The 26,212-nt window shown below is 69.0% G+C and carries 23 protein-coding genes; 8 read left to right on the top strand and 15 right to left on the bottom strand.

The window, feature by feature from the left end; translation table 11 throughout:
- Window positions 1-77: 77 nt before the first annotated feature.
- A protein-coding gene (locus tag B1H29_RS40185; RefSeq protein WP_432280061.1) for an IS630 family transposase occupies window positions 78-1,156 on the bottom strand; the annotation gives its coding sequence in 2 pieces (ribosomal slippage) (window positions 78-655 and window positions 655-1,156; 1,080 coding nt in all).
- Between the two features lie 163 nt (window positions 1,157-1,319).
- Here B1H29_RS40185 and B1H29_RS13150 point away from each other — a divergent pair.
- From B1H29_RS13150 to B1H29_RS13140, 3 genes are all read left to right on the top strand, one after another.
- A complete protein-coding gene (locus tag B1H29_RS13150; protein ID WP_055418937.1) occupies window positions 1,320-1,844 on the top strand; it encodes a hypothetical protein in 525 nt (174 codons plus the stop codon).
- Window positions 1,834-3,531, top strand: coding sequence for a relaxase/mobilization nuclease domain-containing protein (locus B1H29_RS13145; RefSeq protein WP_055418063.1), 1,698 nt, complete (start codon window positions 1,834-1,836; stop codon window positions 3,529-3,531). The genes B1H29_RS13150 and B1H29_RS13145 overlap by 11 nt, the downstream gene beginning before the upstream one ends.
- 265 nt (window positions 3,532-3,796) lie before the next feature.
- The gene (locus B1H29_RS13140; protein WP_159027816.1) at window positions 3,797-5,383 is read left to right on the top strand and encodes an endonuclease NucS domain-containing protein; all 1,587 of its coding nucleotides are present in this window, start codon (window positions 3,797-3,799) and stop codon (window positions 5,381-5,383) included.
- 243 nt (window positions 5,384-5,626) lie between these two features.
- On the opposite strand, the gene B1H29_RS13135 is transcribed toward B1H29_RS13140, so the two are convergent.
- The 4 genes from B1H29_RS13135 to B1H29_RS13120 form a co-directional block, all read right to left on the bottom strand.
- On the bottom strand, window positions 5,627-6,172 hold the full coding sequence (locus B1H29_RS13135; RefSeq protein ID WP_055418061.1) for an HAD domain-containing protein: 546 nt from the start codon (window positions 6,170-6,172) through the stop codon (window positions 5,627-5,629).
- A 33-nt stretch (window positions 6,173-6,205) separates the two neighbouring features.
- The gene (locus B1H29_RS13130) at window positions 6,206-6,898 is read right to left on the bottom strand and encodes a class I SAM-dependent methyltransferase (protein ID WP_055418060.1); all 693 of its coding nucleotides are present in this window, start codon (window positions 6,896-6,898) and stop codon (window positions 6,206-6,208) included.
- Window position 6,899: 1 nt separating this feature from the next.
- The gene (locus B1H29_RS13125; RefSeq protein ID WP_055418059.1) at window positions 6,900-7,811 is read right to left on the bottom strand and encodes a phosphotransferase family protein; all 912 of its coding nucleotides are present in this window, start codon (window positions 7,809-7,811) and stop codon (window positions 6,900-6,902) included.
- A 74-nt stretch (window positions 7,812-7,885) separates the two neighbouring features.
- Entirely contained in the window at window positions 7,886-8,635 is a 750-nt protein-coding gene (locus B1H29_RS13120) for a hypothetical protein (protein WP_079160197.1), read from the bottom strand.
- A gap of 223 nt (window positions 8,636-8,858) precedes the next feature.
- Here B1H29_RS13120 and B1H29_RS13115 point away from each other — a divergent pair, with 223 nt between their 5' ends.
- Together B1H29_RS13115 and B1H29_RS13110 are read left to right on the top strand one after the other, a co-directional pair.
- The gene (locus B1H29_RS13115; RefSeq protein ID WP_055418057.1) at window positions 8,859-10,214 is read left to right on the top strand and encodes a hypothetical protein; all 1,356 of its coding nucleotides are present in this window, start codon (window positions 8,859-8,861) and stop codon (window positions 10,212-10,214) included.
- 1 nt (window position 10,215) lies between these two features.
- On the top strand, window positions 10,216-10,752 hold the full coding sequence (locus tag B1H29_RS13110; RefSeq protein WP_055418056.1) for an NUDIX domain-containing protein: 537 nt from the start codon (window positions 10,216-10,218) through the stop codon (window positions 10,750-10,752).
- Between the two features lie 476 nt (window positions 10,753-11,228).
- Here the strand turns inward: B1H29_RS13110 and B1H29_RS13100 are convergent, their stop codons facing one another.
- Window positions 11,229-11,771: a hypothetical protein gene (locus tag B1H29_RS13100; RefSeq protein ID WP_055418054.1), complete on the bottom strand. Its 543-nt coding sequence runs from the start codon at window positions 11,769-11,771 to the stop codon at window positions 11,229-11,231.
- 95 nt (window positions 11,772-11,866) lie between these two features.
- Here B1H29_RS13100 and B1H29_RS13095 point away from each other — a divergent pair, with 95 nt between their 5' ends.
- Window positions 11,867-12,223, top strand: a complete 357-nt coding sequence (locus B1H29_RS13095; protein ID WP_055418053.1) for a hypothetical protein — start codon at window positions 11,867-11,869, stop codon at window positions 12,221-12,223.
- Between the two features lie 113 nt (window positions 12,224-12,336).
- Here the strand turns inward: B1H29_RS13095 and B1H29_RS13090 are convergent, their stop codons facing one another.
- Window positions 12,337-13,401, bottom strand: a complete 1,065-nt coding sequence (locus tag B1H29_RS13090; RefSeq protein ID WP_055418052.1) for a serine/threonine-protein kinase — start codon at window positions 13,399-13,401, stop codon at window positions 12,337-12,339.
- Between the two features lie 153 nt (window positions 13,402-13,554).
- Between B1H29_RS13090 and B1H29_RS38090 the strand changes: the two genes are divergently transcribed.
- A complete protein-coding gene (locus B1H29_RS38090) occupies window positions 13,555-13,908 on the top strand; it encodes a hypothetical protein (RefSeq protein WP_159027815.1) in 354 nt (117 codons plus the stop codon).
- Here B1H29_RS38090 and B1H29_RS38085 read toward each other — a convergent pair.
- The 7 genes from B1H29_RS38085 to B1H29_RS13060 all read right to left on the bottom strand — a co-directional run bounded on the left by B1H29_RS38085 (window position 13,886) and on the right by B1H29_RS13060 (window position 21,992).
- Window positions 13,886-14,332 carry a phosphoribosyltransferase gene (locus B1H29_RS38085; protein WP_055418051.1) on the bottom strand — a complete coding sequence of 149 codons (447 nt, stop codon included), beginning with the start codon at window positions 14,330-14,332 and terminating at the stop codon, window positions 13,886-13,888. The genes B1H29_RS38090 and B1H29_RS38085 overlap by 23 nt on opposite strands.
- Window positions 14,333-14,827: 495 nt before the next feature.
- Window positions 14,828-16,066, bottom strand: a complete 1,239-nt coding sequence (locus B1H29_RS13085) for a hypothetical protein (protein ID WP_324610995.1) — start codon at window positions 16,064-16,066, stop codon at window positions 14,828-14,830.
- Between the two features lie 98 nt (window positions 16,067-16,164).
- Window positions 16,165-18,165: a hypothetical protein gene (locus tag B1H29_RS13080; RefSeq protein WP_055418049.1), complete on the bottom strand. Its 2,001-nt coding sequence runs from the start codon at window positions 18,163-18,165 to the stop codon at window positions 16,165-16,167.
- Window positions 18,162-18,956: a toll/interleukin-1 receptor domain-containing protein gene (locus tag B1H29_RS13075; RefSeq protein ID WP_055418048.1), complete on the bottom strand. Its 795-nt coding sequence runs from the start codon at window positions 18,954-18,956 to the stop codon at window positions 18,162-18,164. The genes B1H29_RS13080 and B1H29_RS13075 overlap by 4 nt, the downstream gene beginning before the upstream one ends.
- A gap of 307 nt (window positions 18,957-19,263) precedes the next feature.
- A complete protein-coding gene (locus tag B1H29_RS13070; RefSeq protein WP_055418936.1) occupies window positions 19,264-20,517 on the bottom strand; it encodes a helix-turn-helix domain-containing protein in 1,254 nt (417 codons plus the stop codon).
- 366 nt (window positions 20,518-20,883) lie between these two features.
- Window positions 20,884-21,615, bottom strand: a complete 732-nt coding sequence (locus tag B1H29_RS13065) for a HEAT repeat domain-containing protein (protein WP_055418047.1) — start codon at window positions 21,613-21,615, stop codon at window positions 20,884-20,886.
- A complete protein-coding gene (locus B1H29_RS13060) occupies window positions 21,537-21,992 on the bottom strand; it encodes a CPCC family cysteine-rich protein (RefSeq protein WP_079160195.1) in 456 nt (151 codons plus the stop codon). The genes B1H29_RS13065 and B1H29_RS13060 overlap by 79 nt, the downstream gene beginning before the upstream one ends.
- Window positions 21,993-22,519: 527 nt before the next feature.
- Between B1H29_RS13060 and B1H29_RS13055 the strand changes: the two genes are divergently transcribed.
- The gene (locus B1H29_RS13055) at window positions 22,520-24,697 is read left to right on the top strand and encodes an ATP-binding SpoIIE family protein phosphatase (RefSeq protein ID WP_055418046.1); all 2,178 of its coding nucleotides are present in this window, start codon (window positions 22,520-22,522) and stop codon (window positions 24,695-24,697) included.
- Window positions 24,698-24,758: 61 nt separating this feature from the next.
- On the opposite strand, the gene B1H29_RS13050 is transcribed toward B1H29_RS13055, so the two are convergent.
- Entirely contained in the window at window positions 24,759-25,943 is a 1,185-nt protein-coding gene (locus B1H29_RS13050; protein WP_079160194.1) for a polyketide synthase, read from the bottom strand.
- Window positions 25,944-26,212 lie beyond the last annotated feature (269 nt).

Here is a 26,212-nt window from a genome sequence, read left to right as displayed (position 1 = left end):
ACCGCAAGGGATTCTTCGGCCTGACCCGCCGATCAGCAGCAAGCTGGAGCGAACGAGCCTCTACTGACTTCGGCTCGTCAGGGTGAGGCAGGTTCGTCGAGAGTCAGGCCGGTGCCGGCTATGAAGCCGTCGAGGGTGCCGGGCCGGTACTGAAGGCGCTTGAGTCGGTTACGGACGAGTGCTTCGAGCCGGTCGAGCGCGACGACGGCGAGGTTGGCCAGGCTGCGTTTGATGTGTGCCCATACCCATTCGACGGGGTTGAGGTCGGGTGAGTAGGCGGGCAGCAGGAACACTGTCAGCCATGCGCGCTCGGCGATCAACTTGCGCATGGCGTGAGAGACGTGGGTGTTGAGGCGGTCCCAGACCAGCACGATAGGTGCCTTGAGGAGCTGGTGGACGCCGTCGACGAGCGCGATGAAGTCACGCTCGCCCATGCTGCGGCGTTTGCCTCTGCCCGCCCGGTGGGCGCGCAGGCGGTGGCACAGCCGGGTACGGGAGCCGGGCCGCATGGCGATCAGTCCGGCCACCGACAGCCGCCCCGAGCGTCGCCCGCTGACGGTCACGACCGGGGTGTGCCCGCGCCGGCCCCAGGTTCGTCCCCGGGGCGGCTTCCGCGTGAACCCTGCTTCGTCCTCGAAGCAGATGTAGCCCCCGCAGGCCGCCCGGGCTCTTTTACCTCCGCCCAGGTCACCTCCTTCCACACGGTGACGGCCCTCTCGTCGCGCTCGGCGACCCGCCGTGCGGGGACCTGCGGGCTGAAGCCGAGCCGGTGCATCAGCCTCGTGGCACCGGAGACGCTGTAGGAGACGTGGAACTTCCGGCCGATCAGCGTGGCCACCCTCGCCGCGGTCCACACCTGGTCCTCCACCCAGCCGTGGGCGGCCGGGCCCTCATCGAGGTACGCAGCCAGTTTCTCCAGACAGCGCGGGGACAGCCGGCAACGGGATCCGCTCGGGCCGCGGGAGGCCAGAGCCTCATGACCACCGTCCCGCCACAGCTGGTGCCACTGGTAGGCCGATTTCAGGCTCACCCGCAGTCGCCGTGCCACCTCCGGCGGCTTGATCTCCTGCTCGAACAGCTCGGCCGCCTGCATCCGCACCGACTCCCGGCGCCGACGTCCCGCAGCGGTCAGCCCGCCCCCATCCGCATATCTCACACACCACGGAATACAGCCACCGCTCCAGACCCATCAGGGACTTCGCAAAGATTCACCCTGGCGAGCCGAAGTCAGTAACGAGGCTTCGTCCGCGCTTGCCCCCGCCCCAGGGGAGGCTGAGGAGAAGGCCGGGCGCCAGGGGGCGCCCGAGCCGGGGGAGGGCATAGCCGAGACCAGTTGCCCGCCCGCACCCAACTCCGTCGCCCCAAGCACCCAGCCGCCGGCCGATGTCCAACCGCCCGCCGAGCAGCCCTCCTGGCGGGACCTCGACGCCCCCGTCCTGCCCGCCCTGATGAACCGCAAGCGCACCGTGGAGAAGCGCGACCAGGAGAAGACCATCCGCTTCACCCGGACCGCTGTAAGCGTGATCAGCGCCGCAGCTCACCAGCGCGGCCAGAAATTTGCCGGATTCGTCGGCGACGCCGCTCTGGCCGTCGCCCTCGGCAAGGCGGGCCTGGTCGGCAGCCCGGAGGACGACCCAGTCCGCCCGCTGATCGAGGCCCTCGAGGCACACACGGTCGCGCTGAACCGCATCGGCAGCAACCTCAACCAGATCACCGCAGCCATCCACCGAGGAACAGTGCCCGAGCGCGCCGAAGCGGTGCTGGACCGCGTAGAGCAAGCAGCCGAGAGCAGCTACCAGCTGATCGACCAGCTCCTGACGGAGGGCACCGCGCATGGTTCCTGACGTCTCCACCGGCTCCGACACCCGCGGACTGATCGTCTACCTCTTCGGCCCAGGCCGCCGCGACGAACACACCGACCCTCACATAGTCGCCGCCTGGGACATGGCCGGCGCCCCCGACCCCGGCCGCGACCCGGCAGCCACCTACACCCAACTCGCCAAGCGCCTCGACCACCACGTCGACCTGCGCACCCGCGAACTGGGTGGCAAGAAGCCACCTCAGCACGTCTGGCACTGCCCGGTCCGCACCGCGCCCGGCGACCGCTACTTCACCGACGCCGAGTGGGCCGAGGTCGCGCGCCGCATCGTTCGCGCCGCCGGCATCGCCCCCGAAGGTGGCGAGAAGGCATGCCGGTGGATCGCGGTGCGCCACGCCGACGACCACATCCACATCATGGCCACCACCGTCCGCGCCGACGGACGCCGCCCCCGCACCCACCACGACGGCCAGCGCGCCCAAGCCGAATGCCGCAAGATCGAAGCCGAGTTCGGCCTGCGCCGCCTGACGTCCGGCGACCTCACCGCGCCCCGCACCCCCACCGGCGCCGAACGCGCCAAGGCCGAGCGCCAGGGCCAGACGGTCACAGCACGGCACTGGCTGCGCGAGCAGGCGTACGCGGTCGCCGCCGCCGTACGAACCGAAGCCGACTACTTCACCGTGCTGCAGTCCCTCGGCATCAAGGTCAAGACACGCCTCGGCCCCGAGACCGGCGACGTCATCGGCTACAGCCTCGCCGCCCCCGGCGACACCAACGCGGCCGGCGAACCCGTCTGGTACGGCGGCTCCAAACTCGCCCCCGACCTCTCCATCAACCGCCTACGCGAACGCCTCCCCGACCAGAAGGTGGCCGACCGCCCCCGGCATGTCGCGGACCCCGCCGCTCTATGGCGGCACACCACCACCGCCATAGACACGGCACGCACCGTGCTCGACTCCGGTGACGATGCGGCCGCCCAGGGCCACCTGGCCGCCTTCGGCGATGCCCTGTACAACATCGCCAGCGCCACGACCGGCCCTCACTGGGCGGAACTGCGTTCAGCGGCGATGGCGTTCAACCGCGCTCGCCGCTCCGCCATCCGTGCCGACCACGAGGCTGCCACCGCCCTGCGCAAGGCCGCCAAGGAACTCGCCTACGCCTCCGGCGAGCCGGGCGGGCTCGCCATCGCCCTGCTCTTCGCCACCGTGCATCTGGCCCGCGCCGCCGCCAAGTGGCACGAGCAGCGTGGCCACGAGCAGCAGGCCGCTGCGGCCGAGGAAGCCTTCCGCCACCTCCAGGCGGGCTACCAGCAGGCCGCCGCACCCGTCCTGGCTGACCTGGCCCGCCGCGCACCGCGAGCCGCGACCGCGCGCCGCTTCGAGCAGGACGTTCGTGCGGCCCTCCCCGACCACGCCGACCGAATCCTCACCGACCCCGCTTGGACCGCCCTGACCACCACCCTCGCCCACGCCGAAACCGCCGGCCACAACCCCCGACGCCTCCTGGCCGAAGTGGGCACCCAGCAGGAACTCGACAGCGCCGAGCACCCCGCCGAGGTCCTCAACTGGCACATCACCGCTCAACCGAACCGGCGGACGCAAGCAGCTCGCAGCCGAAGTACCACCAGCGGAACACCGGCCATGTCCGCCACGCCACACCCTCCGGCCACACCAGTGGCTACGAAGCCCGAAGAGCGCAGTCGGCACCGCTGACCCCGGCCAGATGCCCCGCCACGCGTCGTGGCGGGGCGTCGGGTTCAACGGCAGAGCTTCATGTCGTGATCTCCACTGCTCGGGCCTAAGTGAGAGCTCATCCAGGTGGTGGACCTTCTGACAGTCCTTGGCTCCGGGCAACCCACGGCTTCGTTAGGTCGAGGCCGAGAACGGGGTCAGGATTGTCGGACCGATCGCCTACTGTCAGACACTGATCGTCAGTCAACTGACCTGTTAGACACGAGACTTGTTTGAGGTGCGCGACATGAACGTTCCATACGAGGCACGACTGCGCGACATGCTGGCCAATCGCCTTCCTCTCATCGAGCCGAGTCTTCAGTTGATTGGCACGGAGTACCCGCTTCCCAATGCTCATGGAACGCGCGGGCGTATAGACATCCTGGCTCGAGACGGCCACGGGTCGTGGGTGGTGATCGAATTGAAGCGATCGGACTCGACTTCGGCTCGAGCCCTTCATGAGGTCACGAAGTACGCCGAGCTGTTGCAGCAGGAGATGGGGCTCCGTAAGGACCGCATCCGCGCGATGATCGTCTCCACCACTTGGCGCGAACTGCGAGTCCCAGTGAGCAACATGGCGCGAGACTGGTCCCACGATCTCCGCGGGTACCAACTTACATTGGACGACAATGGCGTTCCTGTGCGTGCGGACCGGGTGGAATTCCTCGAAGCGGCGGTACCGCCGCGGGTGACCCCACACCATTTCATCTACTTTTACAACTCTCCGGAAGAGCGAAGGAAAGGCTGGCACGAAATTCTGGGCAGAGCCGCCGAAGCGGGCGCGCGCGATCTCCTCGCAGCGGAATTCCGTCGCATCTCGCAGAGAGACCTTGTGGTCGCACCGTACGGCCTCTATTTCGCAGTCGGGCGTATAGACCCCATCGAAGCGCCGGCATGGCTTGATGGCAATGGGGCGGATTCGTACGAGGAGACCGGGGGTTATCCCTTGGAGTACTCGGCCCTCTGTCACATCACCAGACATGTCTTCGCGGCTGGCTATGATGCGGCCCGCCCTGGCGTGTTCCGGCATCTGGCGGAGAACCCACAATGGAAAATCGAGGGCTATCGGGCGGCTGGCAAATTTGAGAAGCGCACTTCACTGGACGAGCGAGATCTCCTCCGCGAGCTGAACGGTGACGAAGAGGGGATCGGTGAAGTCCTCTATACAGGCTCAGCGCGTACTACGGACCGTGGAAGATGGCCGGCTTTCCGGGAGGAGAGCAGGATGTGCTTTGCGGGGAACCCCGATTGGGAGAGGCTCGTGGCGCGGTGGCTTGATGACGTCTCAGCTGATGGCGTGGAGCGCGACGTCATGCTCCACGTTTACAACCCCTGCGATTTGATCCAATCTCTGATTCACGGGTGGCCTGACAAGCTCTCAGACCTTGTTCCGATGGCCTTTGGAACGGCACTCACCCAGGACGGTGTCGATCGCACGATCCGCGGCTCGCTCTACTGGGATGGAATTCCTCACGTCGATGTGGCTGACCGGGTGAGGCTGGTGTATCGCGACGCTATGCACTGGCAGGCTCACCGCCTCATGGATGAAGCCTGGGTAACCGATTTCGATCTCCTTGGCCTGCTCGGGCTCCGTTACGTACTCATCGAGCAAATCGGAGGAAATCCGCTGAACGTCTCCGAGGCGAACGAACTCCGACTCCACTTCATGCAGGGCACGGATCTCTGCACACTACCGATCCCTTGCGAGGGGTCGCAGTTGCGCGACGCTGGTTGGAATGGAGTCTACTCGCTCGATACATTTCTGGAGAGGCATAGCAGTCAGATCGATGTAATGATTTCGGCATATCGGTCTGGATTTCATTTCGGGCCCTGAAGCCCCTCGATAGTCAGTCGGCGGAGTGTCTCGCGTTATCGCCAGAATTCGCAGGGACTAGGTCACGCCCTCTGAGTAGTTGATAGATGCCAGTCAAATTCTGGTCGACGATACCGGCAGCATCGAGAAAAAACCCCATCACGCTGCTATCTCGTTTCCAGAAACTGAACGGCGCCCAGGCGTAGGCAGGGGCCACAGTGCACCCTGGTGCCCTCGCTGCTCGTGCAGCGAGGGCACCAGTCGTCAGGCGGCGTGGGCTGTGCGTAACTGCGCGACCCACCTCGTGGCCTCGGTCAGATGCTCGGGCTGCAGCCCGAGGTGTGGGTCGGGCTGAATGAGGAGGGTTGCCGTTCCCTTAGCAGTGCGCTCCACCGCCCATTCATGGTCGAGGCCGGTGAAGTCGTCGTCGATCCAGACAGCGGGGGCGTCGCCCAGCCAGGCGTCGACATGGTCACGCTTCCACAGGTAGCCGTTGGGATGGCTGGTGGTGATCTGCGGACGCGGCAGGTGGACGCACGGCAGGTCTGGGAGACCCAGGAGCGGGCCGATAAGGGTGGTGGCGTCCTGCCGCCAGCTGGTGCACCAGATCGGGGTGACCAAGCCGGTGCGGATGGCGTCCATGAGCAGGCGGCCGTGGTCGGGGTTGAGCCAGACGGTGACCGGGTTGTCGGCGCTGCGGCCGGCGGGGACGACGTCGTGGCGGGCGTGCGTGGCCGGGGTCGAGCCGTGCTCGTCGGGGAAGGGTATGAGGACGCCGTCGATGTCGAGAAGCAGGTAGGGCGGGCGCATCGGTTCCTCCGGGGGGAAGCCGGACGGGGGCTGTCAGAGCTTGCAGGCGCGGAGCAGCAGGGTGGTGGGCCAGTGGCCCATGCGGGGGTCGTGGAACTCCTGGGCCGAGGTGAGCCAGAAGCCGGCTTGGCTGAGGTGCTTCTCCCAGCGGTCGGTGTCAAATTCCCAGCGGGCGATGGGGAGCCGGGAGCGGTCGGGGAGGGTGACGAAGTCGCGGCGGGGCCGGCCATCGCCCGAGGGGCTTCGGCCGCCACGCTGCGGGTGGGGGACGGAGAAGGCAAGCACTCGTCCGGGCATGAGGCGCTGCGCGATGGCCGGCAACAGGAGCTCGGGGGCGACGAGGCCGACGGCGCCGAAGACGGAGTAGATCGCGTCGAACTGCTCGTCGGAGGCGTGCAGGTAGTGCAGGGCGTGACCGGCGACGAAGGTGAGGTTGTTCAGCCGTCCGTAGTGGGAGCGGGCGCGGCGGATCTGGAGGCCGACCAGGTCGACGCCGGTGACGTGGGCGCCGTGGCGGGTGGCGAGGTGGGCGGCGTTGTGGCCGGGGCCGCAGCCGAGTTCGAGGAGTCGCTTGCCGCGCAGGTCGGGGCCGAGGATGTCGGCGCCGGGTTCTTGGCCGGGTCTCGTGGTCCATTCCATCCGGGTGGGTACGGAGAGGGGTTCGGCGAGTCCGGCGGCGGTGCGTTGGAGGGCGTGGGCGTGCCATGGGGATGCCTGGGCGAGCACGTCAGATCTCCAGGAGGTGGAGGACGTCGGTGAGGTAGCGGCGGACGGCCTTGATGTAGGCGGGGTCGGTGGCCGGTTCGTTGATCCAGCGGATGGACTGTTCCATGAACCACTCGACAGCCCACATGCGGTGCCAGCCCAGGGCCCAGTTCTCGGCGGTAAGCCCGCCGCGCTGGGCGAGGGCGTCGGGGGTGCCGCCGGCGGTGACGTACTGCTCCAGGAAGACGCGCAGGCGCACGGGGTGCGGGGGCTCGATGGTGCCGTGCCAGCTGGCGAGGTCGAGCAGGCCGGGGCCGGTGAAGGCTCGGGCGAAGTCGAGTAGCCGCCAGCCGCGCTTGCCGATGTGGAGGCTGGTGGGGTGGAACTCGGAGTGCACCCAGCCGAACGGTTCCAGCGTCGCTCCGGCCGAGCGGGCCTCGGCGGCCTGGGCGATCCGGTCGAGCGCGTCCTCGACGTCGTCGGCGTCCTGCCACCGGTCGGCCTTACGCAACCGTTCGAGGTGCTCCAGCGCCCTGGCCGGGAGCGTCTGCAGCCGGTCCTGGTCGAGGACGGGCAAGGGCGGAGCCGTACGGGTGCCGTGCAGGACCACCGCTGCGGCGACGCCGTCGAGGTCGTCGGCTTCGCGGATGGACGGTCCGAGGTCCTCCATGAGCATGCCGAGCCAGCCGTCCAGGACGGCGGAGGCGTGGACCTGGGGGACGGGTACGCCGAGGGTGTGGGCCAGGCGGAGGGCCTGGTCTTCGCTGTCGAAGGGCTTCTTTGCGTATTTGAAGATGGCGGTGGCACTGTCGGGGAAGGTCACGCGCTCAACGCCGGACATGGACCACACGCGTACCTCCTCCCGTACGGCGGTGGTCTGGCCGGCCACGGTGAGCAGGTTGTCGAGGAGTTCGGCGCTGGGGTTCGTGGTCACGTGGGGCTCCGGGGGATGGTGGCGTCCGGGGCGGGCGGGGGATGCCAGCCCGCCCCGGAGCCTGATCGGGTGGGTTACGCGGCGGGGTTCACACGGTGGGCGTAGACCTGCTCGATCCAGCCCGCCTTGAATGCGGCGAGGTCGTCGCGGAAGTTCGCCATCGAGGCACCGTAGGGCGCGACCACGCCGCCGGACTGGTCCGGCACGGACTGGCAGCCGTGCACGAGCCGACCTCCGAGCGCGGCGTGGGCCTTGATGGACTCGATCCGGCGGTGCTCGTTGAACCAGCCGCCGTGGTAGACCTCGTCGAGCATCCCGCCCATCTCGTCGTCCAGGTCGAAGACGACGGAGGTGGCGGCGGGGAAGAACCAGCACGGGCCGACGTTGGAGATGTGACCGTCCAGCTCGACCTTGTTGAGCGCCATGAGCGTGGCCGCCTCGCGGAGCATCCGCAGGTGGTCGGCGGTGATCTGCGGCAGGCCGAGGCTGGCCAGGTGCTCGTCGCGGAAGAGGTACGCGTACACCTCGTACGCGGTGGCCAGAACGCGGGCCGCGTCGGAGGTCGACTCGCTGTGCTGCTTGATGAAGTCGAGCGCGAGCTGCTCGACCGCGCTCTCGGTCGTCTCGTCCACGTTCAGGAGCTGGGACTTGACCAGCTCCCAGTCGGCGACGAGCCACGTGCTCGACTCGAAGCGGAAGAAGTACTCGGCCGGGTCGATCGTGATGCGCCGGCCGTCGACCTGGATACCGGGCAGGCGGCTCCAGCGCGGGTCGAACGCCTCGGGCAGCTCGACCGTGATGGCCGTGGTGTCGATGGTGGTCACCGTGTCTCCGTCTCTGATCGGCCGGGCTCGGGCACAGGAATGCCCGAGCCCGGTGTGGGCGTACGGAACTTCGGGGTGCCGCCCGGACCAAGGGGGAGCCTGGATCACGGTCGCGCCGTTCCGGGCGGCTGCTGATAAGTGAACCGGTGGTCACGCTCAGTGGGTACGGTGGAAGGCAGTTGAAGCGGTATACGCGGTTTACAGCTCCAGGGCGGAGGCGATCGTGGCGGCGCAGAGAGAACCCAATTCCCGTCTGTGCGACGTCATTGCGGCGGTCGACTGCACCTACGAGGGCCTCGCCAGAGACGTGCGGCGCATCGCCGCCGAGAACGGCGAGATCCTCCAGACCAACAAGTCGGCCATCTCGCACTGGGTGAACGGAACCCGTGCCCCGTCGGGCCGGGTAGGCCAGTACCTGGCCGAGGCACTGTCCCGCCGCGCGGGACGCACGATCACCCAGACCGAGATTGGCCTCCATGCCGGAGATGACGAAGCGTCGGCGGAATCCGACCCCGTCCTCGCGGTCACCGACCTGGGCCGCGCCGACGTCGAGCGCCGCCGCTTCCTCGCCATCGCGGCCTTCACCACTGCCGGCGTCGCCATGCCGCTCGGCTACGACCACGGGGCCACCGCCCGCATGCTCCGCGCCCGCACCGGCACGTCCATGGTTGGCGCGGAGGAAGTGGACGTCGTGCGGCAGATCACCGCGGCCTTCAGCGCCGCCGACGAGCGCCTCGGCGGCGGCCACGGCCTGACCACCGTCACCGCGTACCTCGCCGACACCGCCGCCCCCATGCTGCGCGGACGCTTCCCCAGCGAAGCCTTACGCCGGGCCGCCTTCGGAGCTGTCTCCGAACTCGCCTACCTGGCGGGGTGGAAGCACCACGACCTCGGCGAGGAAGGTGCCGCCCAGCGCTACTACCAGGTCGGCTACAAGCTCGCCTGCGAAGCCGACCCCTACGGCCACGCCGCCTGGATGATGCGTGCCCTCGCCCACCAGGCCCTCAGCCTCAAACAGCCCCACCACTGTGTCGACCTCGTCGAAGGGGCTTTGAAGCGCGGCCTCGGCCACGTCGACGGCCAGACGAAAGCACTCCTCCACATCACCCACGCCCGCGCCTACGCCGCCACCAACGAGAACCCGTCGGCCGCACGCGCCCTGCTCGCCGCCGAGGACGCCCTCCTACGGGACGACGGCCCTCAGCCCAGCTACTCCCGTGTGAGCGGCCCCGCCGCGGGCACCGTGGCCAGCCACACCGCCCGCACCCTGACTGACCTCGCCGACCACATCGGCACCGAACAGCAGCACCGAGACGCCCTCACCCGCTGGGACCCGGAGAAGTACAAGCGCGTCCACGCCCTCACCCACGCAGACCTCGGCGACAGCCTCGCCGCCCAGGCACGCGCCGACGAGGCCGTTGCCGCCTGGACCCAGGCCCTGGTCCTCATGGAGGGCATGACCTCCGACCGCACCCGCAAGGCGATCACCTCGATCCGCTCCACTCTCGCGGTCTACCAGAGGCGCAAAGTGCCCGGTGCCGCTGATCTCGCTCGCCGCGCCCGCGAGGCCCTCGCCTAACATGCCCAACAACCCGCCCGACGAAGGGAACACCGTGGCCCAGCAGACCGACGACCAGCCGAAGGCCCTCAAGCCGGCGCTCGAATCCATGACCCTGCTGGTCGCCGCGGTCATCGTCCACGACAAGGCCACCAACCGCGTAGTCCTCCTCCAGCGCAGCGAGAACGCCAAGTTCGCCCAGGGAATGTGGGACCTCCCCGTCGGCAAGAGCGAGCCCGGTGAGCCCATCACCGAAACCGCGGTCCGCGAGCTCTACGAGGAGACTGGCCTCACGGTGAAGCCCGAGTCCCTCAAGGTCGCCCACATCATCCACGGCGCTTGGGGCGTCGAGGCCCCCAACGGCTTCCTCACGGTCGTCTTCGCCGCCCACGAATGGACCGGCGAACCCGAGAACCGCGAACCCCGCAAGCACTCCCAGGTCCGCTGGGTCGACGCCAACGCCATCCCCGAGGCGTTCGTGGATACCACGGCCAGCGCCCTCCACCATTACCTGAATGACGGCTCGGAGGTCTCGCTGGACGGCTGGTCGGCAGCGTGAGCATCACGCTGCTCCACCTCATACCCAAGGACCCGCACTTTTCGCCTGCGCCCGCTGCGAGCGAGGCTGCGCAAGCCCGGCTACGACAACTGGTTCCTGAGGCGTTGGGCGGTTACGACGTCTGGCACATCCCCGGCACAGCCTTCATTGATCCCGGGGAGAACTGGTGTGGTGTCCGGTGCCCCGTATGCGGCTCCGACATCGAAGACTGGTGGGGCGACGCGATGGACACGGCAACGCTTCCAGACGGCTAGTTCGACGCGCTTGCCGTGACGATGTCCTGTTGCTCTGCCCAGACGGACTTGAACGCCCTCGACTACGTCGAGGCTGCGGGTTTCGCCAGGTACAGCCTCGTCACCACAGACCCAGAATGCGAGCTGCCACTACCGCCAGCCACCGTCCAGGCGCTGGAGGACCTCCTGGGCACGGACCTGCGACAGGTCATCGCCCGGTACTGACGTCAAGCGCTGGCTTCGCTAGGCGGGGCCGCTCGGAAACAGAAGCTCGTACGGCAGGTGATCATCGTCAGGTACGCACGGCACGTAGTCCGGGGCCGTGCGTGCGGCCACAGCCAGCAGGCGAGCGGCAGCCTCCTCCTCGGAGAGGGAGGCAAGCCCGAGGGCGTGCAGAAGGCGGTCGCGCTCGGCGTCGAAGTCTGGGTGGTCGGCCCGAAGGCCCGAGCCGAGCTCGCTGATCGCGAAGCCCTTCGCCAGGTCGCGCCAGAAGGGCAGGACCACGATGAGGGCGATGGCCTCGACGAGGTCGGCGCCGATCAGTGTCGCCTGGCCCTCCGAGTCGGTGTACAGGACGGGCCTCTCCTCGGCCCCGGCTTCCCCGCACAGGAAGTAGGTGCCGCCAGCGCCGCAGCCGGCTATCGGGTGCAGGGGAAGCCCGGCGGGAAGGGCAAGGTCCTCAATGGGGTCCCGGCGCTCGATGTCGAAGTCGCCAGGCCAGGCGAGCGCGGCAGCAAGGGAAGGCTCCTGCTCGATCCGAAGGAGTAGATCGTCTGGTGCGGTCATGGGCGGAACGTAACAGCTCCCTCGGACGTCTGGTGCGGCTGGCCTGCTGATCGACGCTAAGCGGTACTGTCAGTAGGGCGTGGCACAGTTCGGCCATGAGCTACGACCTGGCGGTGTGGGAAGGCAGCAAGCCCGCTGACGATGTGATCGCGGGCGAGGTCCTCACCCAGCTGTACGACCGCTACATCGACACGGAGGAAGAGTTTCCACCGTCACCGCGTATCGCGGAGTACGTTGCTGGGCTCTTGGCGCGATGGGTGGATCTCACGGAGGACGAGGAGGACACCTCCCCTTGGTCGACGGGGCCGTTGATCGGCGAGGCGGCCGGGCCGTTCATCTACTTCCCAATGCGGTACAGCATGGCCGAGAAAGCGTCGGCCTACGCTGCGGACCTCGCGGCATCGATGGGGCTTGTCTGCTTCGATCCGCAGCTTCGGCTGCTGAGGCCGTGACTGCTTCCGCCCGTAAGCGTGTGTAGCGCCCCGGGAAGGCAGCCAGTAACCCGCTCACTCGTGCTGGCGGGCGGGACAGCACGGTATGGAATTCTGCCGTCCTCAATACCGTGCTAGAGGTTGCGAAGCACAGTGCGCAAAGCGGCAGGAAGGCTGTCTCGTTGGAGTCCGCTCTTCTCGTGCTGGCGTGCTCGCCGGCCTGTCTCGTGGCGCACCTCGACGCCGTAGCGCCCACGTGCGTCCTGTACCGCGCAGACCGAGACTGCCTTCGCCGTGTTGGTGGCGCCCCCTTCAAAGCATTGGTCGTGTCCGTCGTGGGGTGTGACGCGGCGCCAAGGTCTGTGAGGGCGTATACATTGAGCGAGTTGGTTTGCGAGAGCTTGCGCGCTGCTGGGACGAGCAACTGGATCGAGAGAGAGTCCTCGCTCGACGACGCTGCCGAGGCCCTGGGAGACATGCGGGGCGACATCGCGCAGTTTGTCGAACTGGCCGTGGAGAATTCGCTCCCTGCGGGCGCTTCGTCCCAGGGTTATCGGCCCGTTCGGGTACTGCCCGGACAGGAGGTAGAACATGGTGGCAGCCAGCGAGTAGACGTCTGAGGCCACCGAGCATTTGCCTGTACTCAGTACCTCCGGAGCTACGGTGGCGTATGTTCCGTTCGCGGCGGTATAGCCGTCGGCATCCATCCGCGCGGCAAAACCAAGATCTCCCAGCAGGACGTTGTTGCCGGTGTCGACGAACGCGTTGCCTGGTTTGACGTCGCGATGCAGTAGGCCGGCGGCGTGGACGCGCTCAAGTCCGTGCCCGAGCTGCTGGCCCCAGCGCACCGCCTTGGCGATGTCGATGCCGAACGGTACTGAAGCTGTTTCAAGATCGCCGTCCATGACGGGCATCGTGATGTAGCGGATGTCGGTCCCGCTGGCGATGTCGGCGTTGTAGACGGGGAGGAGGTACTGGCTCTGCAGCTCCTTGAGCGCCTGGGCTTCGTCCCACGTGGCTGGCTGACCTGACTGCGGTTCGAAGAGCTTGAGCGCCACCTCTGCGCGCAGATGCTCGTCCTCGACCCGATAGACCTGGCCACCAGCCCCGCCCCCGAGGTGTTCCAGCACCTTGTAGCGATCACTGAAGCGGTTCCCGACCTGGTGGTTGCCGACCTGGGCGATGACCGTTCCCGACATGCCTGTCACTCTATAGTGCTGTGCATGGAGGTACTTGGGATCAGTGTGGGTTTTCCAGCGGCAGGGCGAGGCCCTGTAGTTACCTGCGTTGTCCTGGGAGGATCGCAGGACGAGCCCCAGATTCAGGAGGCTTGTGAGCTTCGAACGGCGGCGTTGGAGGTCATCGACCAGGTTGAAGACCTGGGGCGCATGCTCAGTAGCAAGCTCTCGGCCTTGAATCCCAACGCCGTGGTGATCTGCGTTGCGGACGTTAGTCCCGCCGGGAACCGCAAGGAGGCACCCCGACATCGCCTCATGATCGAAGGTGCTCTCGGATACGTGTGTCGCGATCACAAGATCCAGCAGGTTGTGTACCGCAACGGCAAGGAAGTCGGCGAGGCGCTTGGCCTGAGCAAGGCGAAGGCACTGGCACGCGGTAAGACGCTGGACTCTAGGCGATCGGTGGCCGCTGCTGCGGCCCTTACGGGCTTGCCCGCTGCATCTACTACAGACCCGAATCTGTCGTAGACAAAGAGCGGGTCGGCGGTCGTTCTCCGAGGACGTCCAATGCATCTACGCCGCAGTCTGCGGCCTGCGCTGCAACCGCGGTCAGTTGATGGAGGACGACTGCGTGGATACGCCGTGCTCCGCGGCTGCGGGCGTGGCGGGCGGCCTGCGCCACCGTAGTGCCGCTGGCAAGGTTGACGTCCACGATCAGTACGTTCTGTGAGGCTGCGGCTGCCTGCGAGGACAAGCTGACCAAGTCGCTGCATGACGACAGGAGCGCGCCGACCAAGCGCTCGGCAACGGGGCTGGCGGCAAGGACCGCTTGGGCGCCGCACTGGCGAGCGACAGCGATCACTTGCTCGGTGGCGTCGCGTAGTGCACCCGGATCGGTGAGGCGCTCGATGTTGCTGTGAGCCGTGTCCACGGCGTCCAACAGATCGCTCATCGGTACACCCCCATAGGATCGCTGGCTTTCGGTATCTGCAGTCTTGATGGGCAACGGCGGCGTGCCAATACCGACGCTGATTCCGTTACCAACGACACTGCCTTCGGCTGCTGCGCGCGGCAAGCCGAACGGCTACCCACCCGTCCTGAGGTGTAACACGTCTCCAGGGAGAGTGGTACCGATTGCCGATCAAGCACGTGAGCGCAGCAGCATCCAGAAGACATCCAAGGGCAGCTACTCCAGGGAGTGGCACTCGTAGAAGGGCTCGGGCGCCATGAAGCTCAGGCCGTTCTCGTCGAGCGCGTTGAAGACGGTGACCCGGCCGTGTGGGAAGACGAACCCGATGGCCACCATCCCTTGCGCCGCATCGTGGCGCCAACGCAGGTCGAACCCAGGCCAACGGACGGACCCGGTGATGGTCTCGCAGGACAGGAGAGGCTCCCCTGCCGCGGTGTGCGGTGAAGGGGAGCCTCGGCGAGCTGACCGTCTACCGGATCAGACCCCGTTCTCGTCGTCCTCGTTCCATGGGCGGGGTTCGGCGGGCCGGTGCGGGCTGTGCGACGGGTCCCAGAAGTGGGGAGGCGGAGTGTCGTCCTCGCTCGTCTCCCACCGATCCTGGTCCCGGTCACCGGCGTTCGCGCTGCCCTCCGCCGTCCTCGGTGTGAACGTGCTCGCACCGGGGGCCACGTCCGGGTCGGTGAACGGCGGGCCTTCGGGGGCCGGGGAGCGGGGCGGCCAGGGGCCGGTAGTGTTCCCCTCGCTCGAAGGCTCGTCCTCCGGGCCATCGCCGGGAGCCAGGCCAAAGGCCCGCCTGATCTCGGCGGCGGCCTCGTCCAGCCCCTCCGTTTTCAAGAACCTCATTACGCGGTGCGCGAGCACCGTGTACCCGTCCATGTCCGGCTTCAGGCCCGCCTCCGTCAGCAACAGGCGCAGTCGATCCGAGACCCCTACTTCCTCCTCGCGGTCGAAAACCCCTCCTCCGTGGTCGTCCCCGTCCCACAGCGGGCCCCCGACGGTCGCTTCGCTCCGTGCGCTCACGGGTGGGACGAGCAGGTGGCGGAAGAGCTCGGGCACTTCCACGTCGTTGGCCGCCGCCGCGACCTGTGCGAGCGGGCCGATCATGTCGACCGCCTTCTCGATTTCGTTCTCGTGGCGGGCGAGCCACCACACCACCGCGCTGCCCGCGCTCTTGAGCACGTCGTCACCGAGGTAGCGCCGCTTGTTGCGCTCGTGCTGACGCTCGTACTCCCAGATCTCCTCGTCCTTGCGAAGGTCGTTCAGCTTCTGCAGGCGTTCGCGGTCGGCGGGGGCGAGGGTCAGCGTCACATCGGCCGCCATGGCCTTCACCCGTCCGCTCAGGTCGGGGAGCGGGATGCCCAGCTGCCCCTCCAAGAGATACCGTGCGAAGCTGGCCCGGCCGGGTTCCTCGTGACGGACGACCTCCAGGGCCCGGCTGACGACCGAGGACACGGCGAGGGCTGAGGAGGCACTGTCTGCCTGGCCGGCGTGGTCGGGGACCGGCCTCCACCACACGGTGGCGGAGAAGAGGAAGTCGTAGCCGTTCGTCGCGCTCGACAGCGCCGCGTCGACCACCCGTGCCTCCTGGTACGGCTGCTCCGTCGGCACCGCGGGCGGCTCGGGCTCCCCGGGCTCGTACGGGTCGGCGGACGTGTGGCCACCGCTGAGGACCGTCATCACGAGCAGCAGGGAACCGGAGGCCGTGACCATGGACATAAAGCCCCACAACCATGCCGACCAGTCCAGAAAGTGTCCGAGCACAGCCGGTGCGAGGCCGCAGAGAGCGACGAACAGCAGGCTGGGAAAACGGTGTTTCATCGTTCCTCTTCCGTGATCCGTGGTTCGGCGCCCGCACGCTCCTTACTCTCCGGGCGGGCGTACTGCGCTTGGTCGATGTGCCGCCAGAAGAGGGCGGCGACGGCCGCCCGGGACGGGTGGCGCGCAGACCGTGCCCAGCCGCAGGCGATGACGTAGAGGCGGTGGAGGGCGGCCGTGCGGCCGTGCGTCGCCCTGACCATCACGTCCAGCGCCATCTCTTGCGTGCGGTCGTCCGCCACGGCGTCCAGCCAGCTGCTCACCAGCGGGTTCCAGAGTTCCGTCGGCGGTTGCGAGAACACCGTCTTCCAGCCCAGGAAAAGGTCCGGCCAGCGGGGTGGGTCCGGCGCTCGGTCGCTCCTCAACAGCTCTGCGAGCAGGTGGAGATGGGAATGAGCCCCGGGTTGTTCCTGACGTGCCCGGTCCCGCAGGCGGTCGATCAGCAGTCGGTAGAGCCGACGGTCACGGCCGGCGAGGTCGAGAAGCGCTTCCCGGGCCCCGTGCGCTGCCCCCTCCCTCCGTACGGCGAGGTGGTGGAGGCGCACCACTGCTTGATCTGGGTGCGTCGCGCCGAGGCTCTGGTGACAGGCGGTTGTCAAGACACGGGCCAGGCCGTCAGACAAGGAGCCGGACCTCGTGACGCACTCGTACATCCGCCTGCGGAACCACCCCCCGAACTCCTCGTGGCGGAGACCGAGTTCGAGAGCTGTCGCGGCTCGCGGATCGCTGGACGCCCTGGCCGCGTCGTTCGCCCAGCGCACCACGAGGCCGAAGAGGTCGTCGGGCCGCCGGACGGCCAGAGACCGCTCGCCGAAGCGGACGACGACGTCCACCTGGTCGTCGGTGGTCAGGCCGTCCAGCTCGGCGGCAGAGCCGATCCAGTCCCTGAGGCCGTTGCGCACCCCGGGGAAGTTCGCCCAGAAGTACGTCCGCACCGCGTCGGCGTAGGCCAGCCGCTCGAAGCGGAGCCGTCCGTTCGGGGCCCGTTCGATCCCGAGCGCTTTCAACCGCTCCCCGAAGTCCGTCTGCGCGAACTCGGAGGTCACCTCCTCCTTGTGCCCCACTTCCTTCAATAGGCGTTGCCATGCCTCGTAAACGGTGTCTGCGCGAGATCCTTCGAACACTGCCGCCGTGAGCAGCAAGGCCCGCTCGGGCGCGGTGCGGACCGCGACCATCTGCTGACCCACCTCACCGGCACGGTCGGTCACCGCGTGCATCGCCTGGTCGAGCCATCCCGCGAAGTCGGATCCGAACCGGCCACTGTCGCGAGCGGCCTTCACCAGCCTCGCGAGCCGCGCCAGTTCCCGCATGGGGGAGCGGTCACACAGGTGCTGGAGGCCGGCGCTCCTCAGATCCGCAGGGTGGAAGGCCATCCGGTCCATGCGGAGGTACCGGGTGACGACAGCGACGCCCCGGGGGCGCTCCAGCTTCACCCTGTGCGGTTCGAAGTCCGGCGCATGGGCGTACTCCATGACCGACGGCAGGACGACGACCATGTGGGCCCCCGCCTCCTGGACCTTCGACCGGTGCACGGCCAGACGGCGCTGGGCCCTGGTGTACTCCTCTTCGTCGGTGATCCCGGAGAGGTCGAGAAGGAAACGGTCCCCCTCGCCGGGGGTGAGTGGCTTGTCGTTCCTGTTCTCGTCCTTGGCTGTGGCGGGAAGCTCCTCGACCCGAACCCTCTCCTCGTCGGTGTTCCTGTCATCCCCGACCCCGTGCAGCAGCATGATTGCCGCGGCACGGCGGCCGCTGCCGGGCGGTCCCTCCAGCAGCACCACCGATCCTGGTTTCTCCAAGTGGTCGGCGGCGATGCGGTAGCCCCTAGGGGGAACGAACCGGTCGGCCAGGCGCACCCGGTCCTCGAGGGCGATCCGGAGGGACTCGACCCCTTTGCGGGTCATCCAGTCCGTGGCAGCGCCGTAGAAGACGTACTGATGCCCCTCGCCGTTGTTCACCGGGCCGTGCGGATCGCTGACGGTGACGCGGTCCTGCTCGGTCATCGCCCGTCGTCCCAGCGTCGACGCTCGCGCTCGAAGCGCTGGTGGACCGTACCGCTGTTGTCGCCGGCGGTGAACTGGACCCCGGTGTTGTCGCCCTCGAAGTGAGGCGCGTTGTACTGGTGGCCCCGGCCGGTGTTCACGGGCCCCTGCGGCTCGTTGACGAAGGTGCCGGACAGGTCTCCGTTGAGGTTTCCGATGCCGCCGCGCACGCGCTGTTCGACGTCACGCGTCCGCATCCTGATGTGCCCGGTGTCCCGGGCCGACTTCTCGTGTGACTTCGCCTCCGTCCGCTCCCTTGCCGCACGGCCGTCGCGGTCCACCCTGCTCAGCTCGGGCAGCAGCCGGGCGAGGGTGTCTCCGAGCGTCGTCAGGTCCGATTCGGCGTTGCGGTGGTCGAACCGCCTGTACTGGAAGTCCGCCAGCTCCAGCAGATCGTCCGGAAGGACGGTGCGGTCGATCCGCGTGGCCTTTCCGACGAGCACGGGGATCACCAGGATCCCGCGGTCGAGCGCGGTCTGGATCTCGCGACGGGTCCAGTCCTGTTCGGCTTCGAGCGCGGGGCGGCCGTCGGTCCCCCGTACCTCCGCCCAGCGCGGGCCGATCACGGCGAGGAGCGCCTCGCACTCCTCCACCGCCCTGACCAGTTCCGCCGGGAAACGGCGTCCGGGATCAATTGAGTTGCTGGCGAAGAAGATCCGCTCGTCGCCGAACCTCCGGGTGAGCTCCCGGGCGATCATGGTCGCGGCGGATTCCTCGTCGCCTGTGCGGTAGTTGACGAAGACGTCGGGCATGAAGGTTCCCTTCGTGAGAGAAAGACGAGTGAACGGGCACAGGGCTGTGGACCGGGGTTTCGGTTCACCCGAGCCATGGGGTCCCGACCGTGTGACGGCATGGCGCGTCCACGGGAGGGCATGCGAATGGAGGGGCACCGCCTGTGCGTCACTGGCTGCGGGCAGCCCGGAGAAGCCGGGGGGCGCGATGCGACGCGTCGGGCGGGAATCAGAGAGGCCCGCGGGGATCATGGGATCCGGAGGGCCGGAGGGGGCGGTAGTGGGGCGAGCCGGGCGGCTCGAGTCCGTGTCGGTTGTGGAGCGGCTGTCAGTCGTGCGCGGGAGCGAGTACGCGCGCCAGCGCGGGTTGTAGATCACGCACGGCGCGGCTGCTCCGAAACCGGGACAGTTCCCGTGAGAGGCGTCGGACGTCGCTGTTCACCGTCGCCGAGGGCACGGCCGGCATCACTCCCAGGAGCTCCCCGGCGATCGCGCACGCGTGCTCGACCTCCCCGGAGGCGGCATGTGCCAGGGACCTGCGGAAGCCGTACCGGGCGCGGGTACGCAGCGCGTGCGGCGGGAGGCGGCGGTACTCTCGGTCGAGTACCTCGGCAGCAGTCTTGGGGCGCCCGAGGTCGTGCAGACACCAGCCGGTCGACATCGCCGCCGGATCGCTCACGTGTGAGGTGCCGATCACGGGCTCGGCGCCGTTGAGGGCGTCATCGTCGGCGAGCAGTTCCCGCGCCCTATCGAGGCTGCGGAGGCAGTCGACTTCGTTGCCGACGAGCGCGTGCCCTTGGGCCTCTCGTTGGGCCGCGAGTCCCCTGATGCGCGGTGGGAGTTCGCTGCTCTGGGCGCGGCGGGCCAGGGCGACGGTGCCAGCGGCGTCCCCGCCGTACATTGTGACCAGGGCGCGCCGCACCAGTGCGTAGGAACCGAGGTACGGGTCACCCCCGGCGCGTGCCAATTCGACGGCCTCGCCCGTCCAGCCGAGTGCTGCGTCGCTGTCCCCGGCCTCCTGGGCCATCCAGCCGGTGAACTCCGCGAACCGTGAGGCGAGCAGGAACGCAGGGGCCCGGGAGGCGGACCGGGCGTCGGAGGCGAGCCCGGCGACCATGCGGGTCTGCGTCTCCAACAGGGGGAGCAAGATCTTGGGAGCGGTGGACTGGCCGAGCTTCCGCAGCTGGTCGAATTGCATGCGGTAGGACCCCAGGAGGGGGTCGTCGGCGTAGGACAACGCCTGACCGCCGAGTTTCAGGCCGAGGTCGATCAGCACTCCCGTGCCCGCCGAGAGGACTGCCCGACGCCCGACTAGCCAGCGGCAGGGACCGGCGGGGGAGGCGGCGGAGCCCGAGTCCGAGTCCGCTTCGGGGCTGACGACCAGGCGCTGCAGTTCGCCGTCCGCGCCGAGAAAGGCGTCACACCGCCGGGCCAGTTCGGGGGACGCGGAACGCTCTCCGCGCTCGACCTTGCTGAGGTGCCCCTTGTCGTAGTTGAGCGCCACGGAGAACTCGGTAAGAGTTAGCCCCGCTTCCACTCGTAAACGGCGAAGTTCCGGGCCAAAACGTAAAGTCGTGCTCATCATCAACCTCCCCTTGAACAGTGACCGCGAGAGCCGTCCGCCCTCACGGGAGCCGTCATCAGACGACCACCGGTCGACGCGAAACCCGATGGTGAACACTTGCTGTAACGGTGTCGTTTCGCTTCGCGTCCGAAACTGAGTCTGGCACGACCCTCGTTTGGAGAATCGGGGTTCGACGGTGTTGCCCGTTGCCTCTTTCGTTCTTCGCTGTTCCCTGCCCGTTCCTCGGGGCGACCGGGATTGACCATGATCGGAACAAAGTGTTCGAGAGCGACAGGCCCATGGGCGGGGTCCCGTCCTTCGCGAAGTCACAGCGCTCGACTACGTAGCCGCAGCTGGTCTCCGCGGGTGCCGGAACGGCATCGGTCACTTATCCGGGTACAGGTCGGTACGGTCGATCCAGGTGGGGACGACGAAGGTGTTGTCGCCGACGGGGGCTTCGGAGGCTTCCAGCAGGGACCAGGTGCGGGACTTTTCGACCAGGTGCTCCCAGGGCGCACTCCAGTCGAGTTCCCAGTCCAGGCCGGGGTCGGAGACGCCGTACGTGCGGCCGGCGTCCACCTGCCAGAACTGGGAGTAGAGGATCACCTGGGCGTGGTCGGCCAGGTCGTTGATGATCTCGGTGAAGCGGGCCGAGGGCCAGCCCGGAGCGTTGTCCGCAGCGGTGGCTCGTAGGTGAGCAGTAAGCGGTGGGACGACGGGGGTGCGTGCGCCGAGTTCGGTCAGGGCCCAGCGGATGCCTTCCGGCTCGCTCCAGTCCGGTGGCGTCGCCCGTTCCAGGCAGGCGCGATAGGCGCTGCGCACGGGCTCGACCGCGTCGTCGATCTTCAGGCTGGCCAGGGCCATCGCCGCCCATTCCCGGACGGTGGAGTCGTCGCTGTGCAGGAGGGCGATCAGCGCGGGGCCGCAGCGGGGGTCCGCCACCTCTTCGAAGACCTCGATGGCGGTCAGCTGACCGAAGCCGCCGAGGGAGGACAGTCCGTCGATGATGGCGGGGATGGCGGCAGAGCCGATGCCGATCAGTTCCGCGCGGGCGTAGTACGACGGGCCGGACGAGTCGTCGAGCTGCTGGAGGAGTCTCTCGATGTGAGTGGGCATGGGTGATCGCGCCGCCAGAAGGTGGGCAGCCACCAGCAGAGCACCGAGCGGTCCTCGGGCCACGGGACGCGGTCCTCGGCTGACCAGTCTTCGAAGGAGTCGCGTGTCAGGTCGATGGGGCGCCAGGCGGGGGCGAGCGGCTCGTCCTCGGCCGGCGGGCGGACGTACCGCCGGCCGTGCTGGTCGCAGGCGCCGAAGTCCTGAAAGTTGCGCTGGGCCTCGATCAGGGAGATCTGGTTTGCTCCGCCGGGCATGGTCGGCCAGCGGAACTGGACCCCGTCGTCCTCCCAGAAGCAGACGGGGCAGATTTCGTAGGAGCCGGGCATGGCGTCGAGCACGCGGTGCCCGCAGCAGGGACAGGGGTAGCGGTCGCTCACCTGCGCAGTCTCGTTGCAGGTCTGGCCGGTGCGCCATGGATTTCTCCGCCTCGGCACCCCCGGCCAGTCCGCAGCCAGTCCGCAGGACACCCGTAAACGGCCGTCTGGAGTCAACGCATGCCAACGAGGAAATCCTAGGTCAGAGCCCTGGCTGGGGGCTCCGTCGCAGGTTAGGATCAGCCCGCAGACATTCCGCTTCAATGTGTAGCGGGTGACGCACCACCGCGCCTGGAGCCGGTGTCCTCGGCGCCCCGACATCCCGATGTCATCTCTGACTCGTGGCGCCGCCTGACGCTTCGGCAGCCCGGTCGTCGCGCCGGCACCGTCCCGGTCGGGCGAAGGGCCCGGCACACCTGCCGTGTGCCGGGCCGTCGCCATGTCCGCGTCGTGCGATCGGCTGGTGTGGGCGAAGCGGCCCCGGGTGTTATTGAATGAGGTGTGCGGTGAGGAATCTCGGGGTCCCGCCGCACGGGTTCCGGACGGCCCCGGCACTGTGCCGGGGTTGGTGAGCGAGCTGAGAGAGCCGGATGGACTCCACACCCTCGTCCTCGTCCTCGTCGCCGTTCGACCTGGTCAGCAGTGCCTTGGGGCAGTACATCCCGCGCGACGCAGCGGCAGCGGCCGCCGGTTCGGCCGACTCGCCGGGCGAGGGCACCGCCCCCCGGCAGGAACCCGCCAACCACACGGCCCGCCGTCAGGAGCAGATCCTCGGCGTGGTCAACCTGGACCGGGACCTCAGGATCACCCGCTGCAATCTGGACGCCCCCGTCTTCGCGGGGCTGGACCCCCCGGTCGGGAGCCCCATCGTCGATCTCCTGCCTCCCGGGGACGTACCGACGGTCACCCGGCGGTTGCGGCAGGTCCTCGAGACCGGTGACGCGCACGTCGCCCGGGTCCAGCGCCTGCGGCGTGGCGACGGGACGGAGCTGGTGGTCTCGATGAGCATCCTGGCCGCCGCGGAACCGCACGAGGGCCTGACCGTCTCCCTGATCGCCATGGCCAGGAGGCTGCACCTGTACGCCGCCGAGACCGCGATCGGCACCTCCCTGGACATCGGCGAGACCGCGCAGTCGCTGGCGGAGTCCCTGCTGGCCTGGGGAGACGTGGCCGCCATCGACCTCGACTTCGCCGTGTGGACGGGCGAGGGCGTCACCGGTCAGGCGCCGGGGCGCATCCGACTGCGGCGGGCGGCCCTGGTGCCGGACCGGGCGTGGCCCGAGGGCTACCTGACTCCGGGCGACGACCTCCCCCGGGACGCGAGTCGCCTGCTGGCACAGGCGATCCGGCGTGACGACGCCGCCCAGGCCATCGTCATACCCGACCGGGCGACGATCGAACGGGTACTCGGCAGTCCGCGGCTGGTACGTGCCCTGGTGCCCAGCGACCGGTCGGCGGGTGTGGCGTGCATACCGCTGGTCCTGGAGGGCACACCGCCCGTCGTACTGGGTGTGGCCGAGGTCTGGCGGCGGGCGGACCGCCCCTTCCACGACAGCGAGCTGTTCGACCTGCAGGAACTGGTGGCCAGGACCTCCCACCACGTGGACCTGGCCCGTCAGCACCAGCGCGAGCACACGCAGGTGCTGGCGTTGCAGCGGCGGCTGCTGCCACGGGCCGGCGGCGACACCATCGAGACCGCCAGCGTCTACCAGCCCGCCACCCCCGACAGCGCGGGCGTCGGCGGCGACTGGGTGAACAGCTTTCCGCTGCCGGACGGCCGTACCGCGCTGGTGGTCGGCGACGTCGTCGGGCACGGGCTGGGAGCCGCGGCGACCATGGGCCAGCTCAGCATGGAGGCCCGCGCGCTGCTGTCCGCGGGGCTGGCGCCCGACGAGGTGCTGGAGCACCTGGACGAGACGGTGACGCTGCTGGACGACGCGGAGTCCGGACTGGCGGCCGGCTACAGCGCCCTCGGGTCGACCTGCTGCATCGCCGTGTACGACCCGGTCAGCCACCACGTGGCGCTGTCCAGCGCCGGCCATCTGCCCCCGGTGCTGGTGTCGCCGGACGGATCCTCCGGCCCGCTCCCGGTCCGCCCCCACCCCGGCCTGGGCGCCGAGTTCGCGCTGCGGGAGCCGTTCCACGTGCACACGTTCGCCGCGCCCCCGGGCACCCTGCTCGCCCTCTATACCGACGGCCTGGTGGAGGACCCCGCCCTGTCGATCGACGAGGGCATCGGCCGGCTGGCGGACGCCGCGGCCACGGTGCACCCCTGGGACGCCCTGCCGGAGGCCGCACGGCACGTGGTCTCCGCGCTGGCGCCGGTGCGCCAGCGCGACGACGTCACCCTGCTGCTCGCCCGCATGATCGGCTACCGCAAGGGGGACACCGCGACCTGGCGGCTGCCCGCGCGCGACGACGCGGCAGCCCGGGCCCGCGTGCTGGTCTCCGCGCTGCTGCGGCAGTGGCGCAGCAGCGCCGACACCCGGGACAGCGTGCTGCTGCTGGTCAGCGAGCTGGTCACCAATGCGGTCCGCTTCGCCCGCGGACCCATCACGGTACGGCTGATCAGGGCCGGTCACGGCCTGCTGTGCGAGGTGGGGGACACCGGCAACGGCAGACCGAGGCTGGGTTCCGGCGGGCTCCTCGACGACAGAGGCCGCGGCTTGCACGTGGTGCACCGGCTCACCACCGGATGGGGGGTGCGCTGGACGGACACCGGCAAGGTGGTCTGGGCGAAAGTCGCGGTGCGGCCGTGGTGCCGGTGACCGGTGGTGCGGACGGCCCGGCCACCGGTGCCGGCGGTGCCGGCGGTGGCGCGGGCTCGCGCTAGAGCCACTCACCTTCCAGGGCGGTGGCCGTGAGGCCCGGTGCCGCCGCGTACAGGACGGCACGGTTGCCCGGCTGCTGCCCGGCGTCGTGCGCCCTGCGCATGATGTCGAACACGGCGGCGCCTCCGCGGTTGCCGCTGGCGTAGCTCTCCCGGCTGTGGTCCAGCAGCCCCGACGGCCACGCCTCGGGCATCGTCTGCTCCATGTACTCCAGCACCCGGGTCCCGCCGGGGTGCGCGAGCAGGACGTCGGGGTGCCAGGAGCCGGGGTCGTCCTGGTGACGCAGGCGCAGCCACTCCCACATCGCGGTGACCGTCTCCTGTACGGCGCGCGGCCCGCGCCGGTCCATCACGAAGTGGGTGCCGTCCGCCCGTGTCTCCAGGCGGTGCAGGTCCTGGGTGCCCGGCAGGGTGTGGTGCCAGGCGGTGTCGAGCCGGAGCACCGACTCGGGCCGCCGGCGGCCCGTGACCACCGCGGCGACGGCGGTGTCCGCGAACAGCAACCGGACGATCAGGGACTCCAGGGTGTCGTCCGCGGGCTGGTAGGTCGTGCTCAGCGCCTCCGCGATCACGACCAGGACCACCCGGTCGGGGTCCGCGGCCACGAGGTCGGCCGCCAGGGCGAGGGAGCGGGTCCCGGCTATGCAGGCCCACTGCGTGGCCGGCAGCAGCATCGCGTCGGCGCGCAGCGGAAGCCTGTTGGCCAGGGCGACGTCCAGGCCCGGCAGCGCCGGGGTGGTGGAGTGACTGGTGATCAGACAGTCGATGTCCGAGGCGTCCAGCCCCGCGATCTGCAGGGCGCCGCGCGCGGCGTGCTCCCCGTAGGACCGCACGGCCTCCCAGGCCGGCGCGGTGCGCTCCTGGACGGTCTGCGGCGCGGGCACCGCTTCGAGAGCGGCGATCACGCGGTCCACGTCCTGCTCGGTGAACCCGTCGCGGGCCAGCGCCTCTCGGGCCGGCCCGGTGCCGCCGGCCCCCAGGCCGTTCCCGGTGCCGGGGGCGACGGCGGTCTCCAGCGGCAGCATCCACCCGCGGGACTCGATGCCCGTACTGGCCGCGATGCCGTCGATGCGGGGTGTCCACGTGGCGTGCGGGTGCCGGCCGCGTACCTCCGCCACGATCTGGTCGGTCTGCACGGTGTGCTCGCCGTGTATCACGGCGGGAGGGCACAGGTAAGCGGCCACGGGTCACGCCTTTCTGCGGGGGACAGGGGGACGTCACGAGCGCCGGGTTGTGGGGTACTTGGCACTTCGCGTCCGGGAAACTGCCGCTGCGCTCTGCTTCGGGCGCCGGCATCCGTTCCGAGCATGGCCGCTAAAAGGACATTTCCGCTGTGATGTAGGCAACTTGGGCAGCTTTTGGGTGCGTGACACGGCACACACCGTCGGGGGCGAGACTCCTGACCCGCTCCCACGGGCCCGCTCTGACGCGCCGTCAACCGGTAGCCCGGCGA

Source organism: Streptomyces pactum, assembly GCF_002005225.1.
In the GTDB taxonomy this organism is placed as follows: domain Bacteria; phylum Actinomycetota; class Actinomycetes; order Streptomycetales; family Streptomycetaceae; genus Streptomyces; species Streptomyces pactum_A.
Note: the sequence above shows the minus strand (reverse complement) of the source record. Positions and strands in the feature narration are given on the sequence as shown.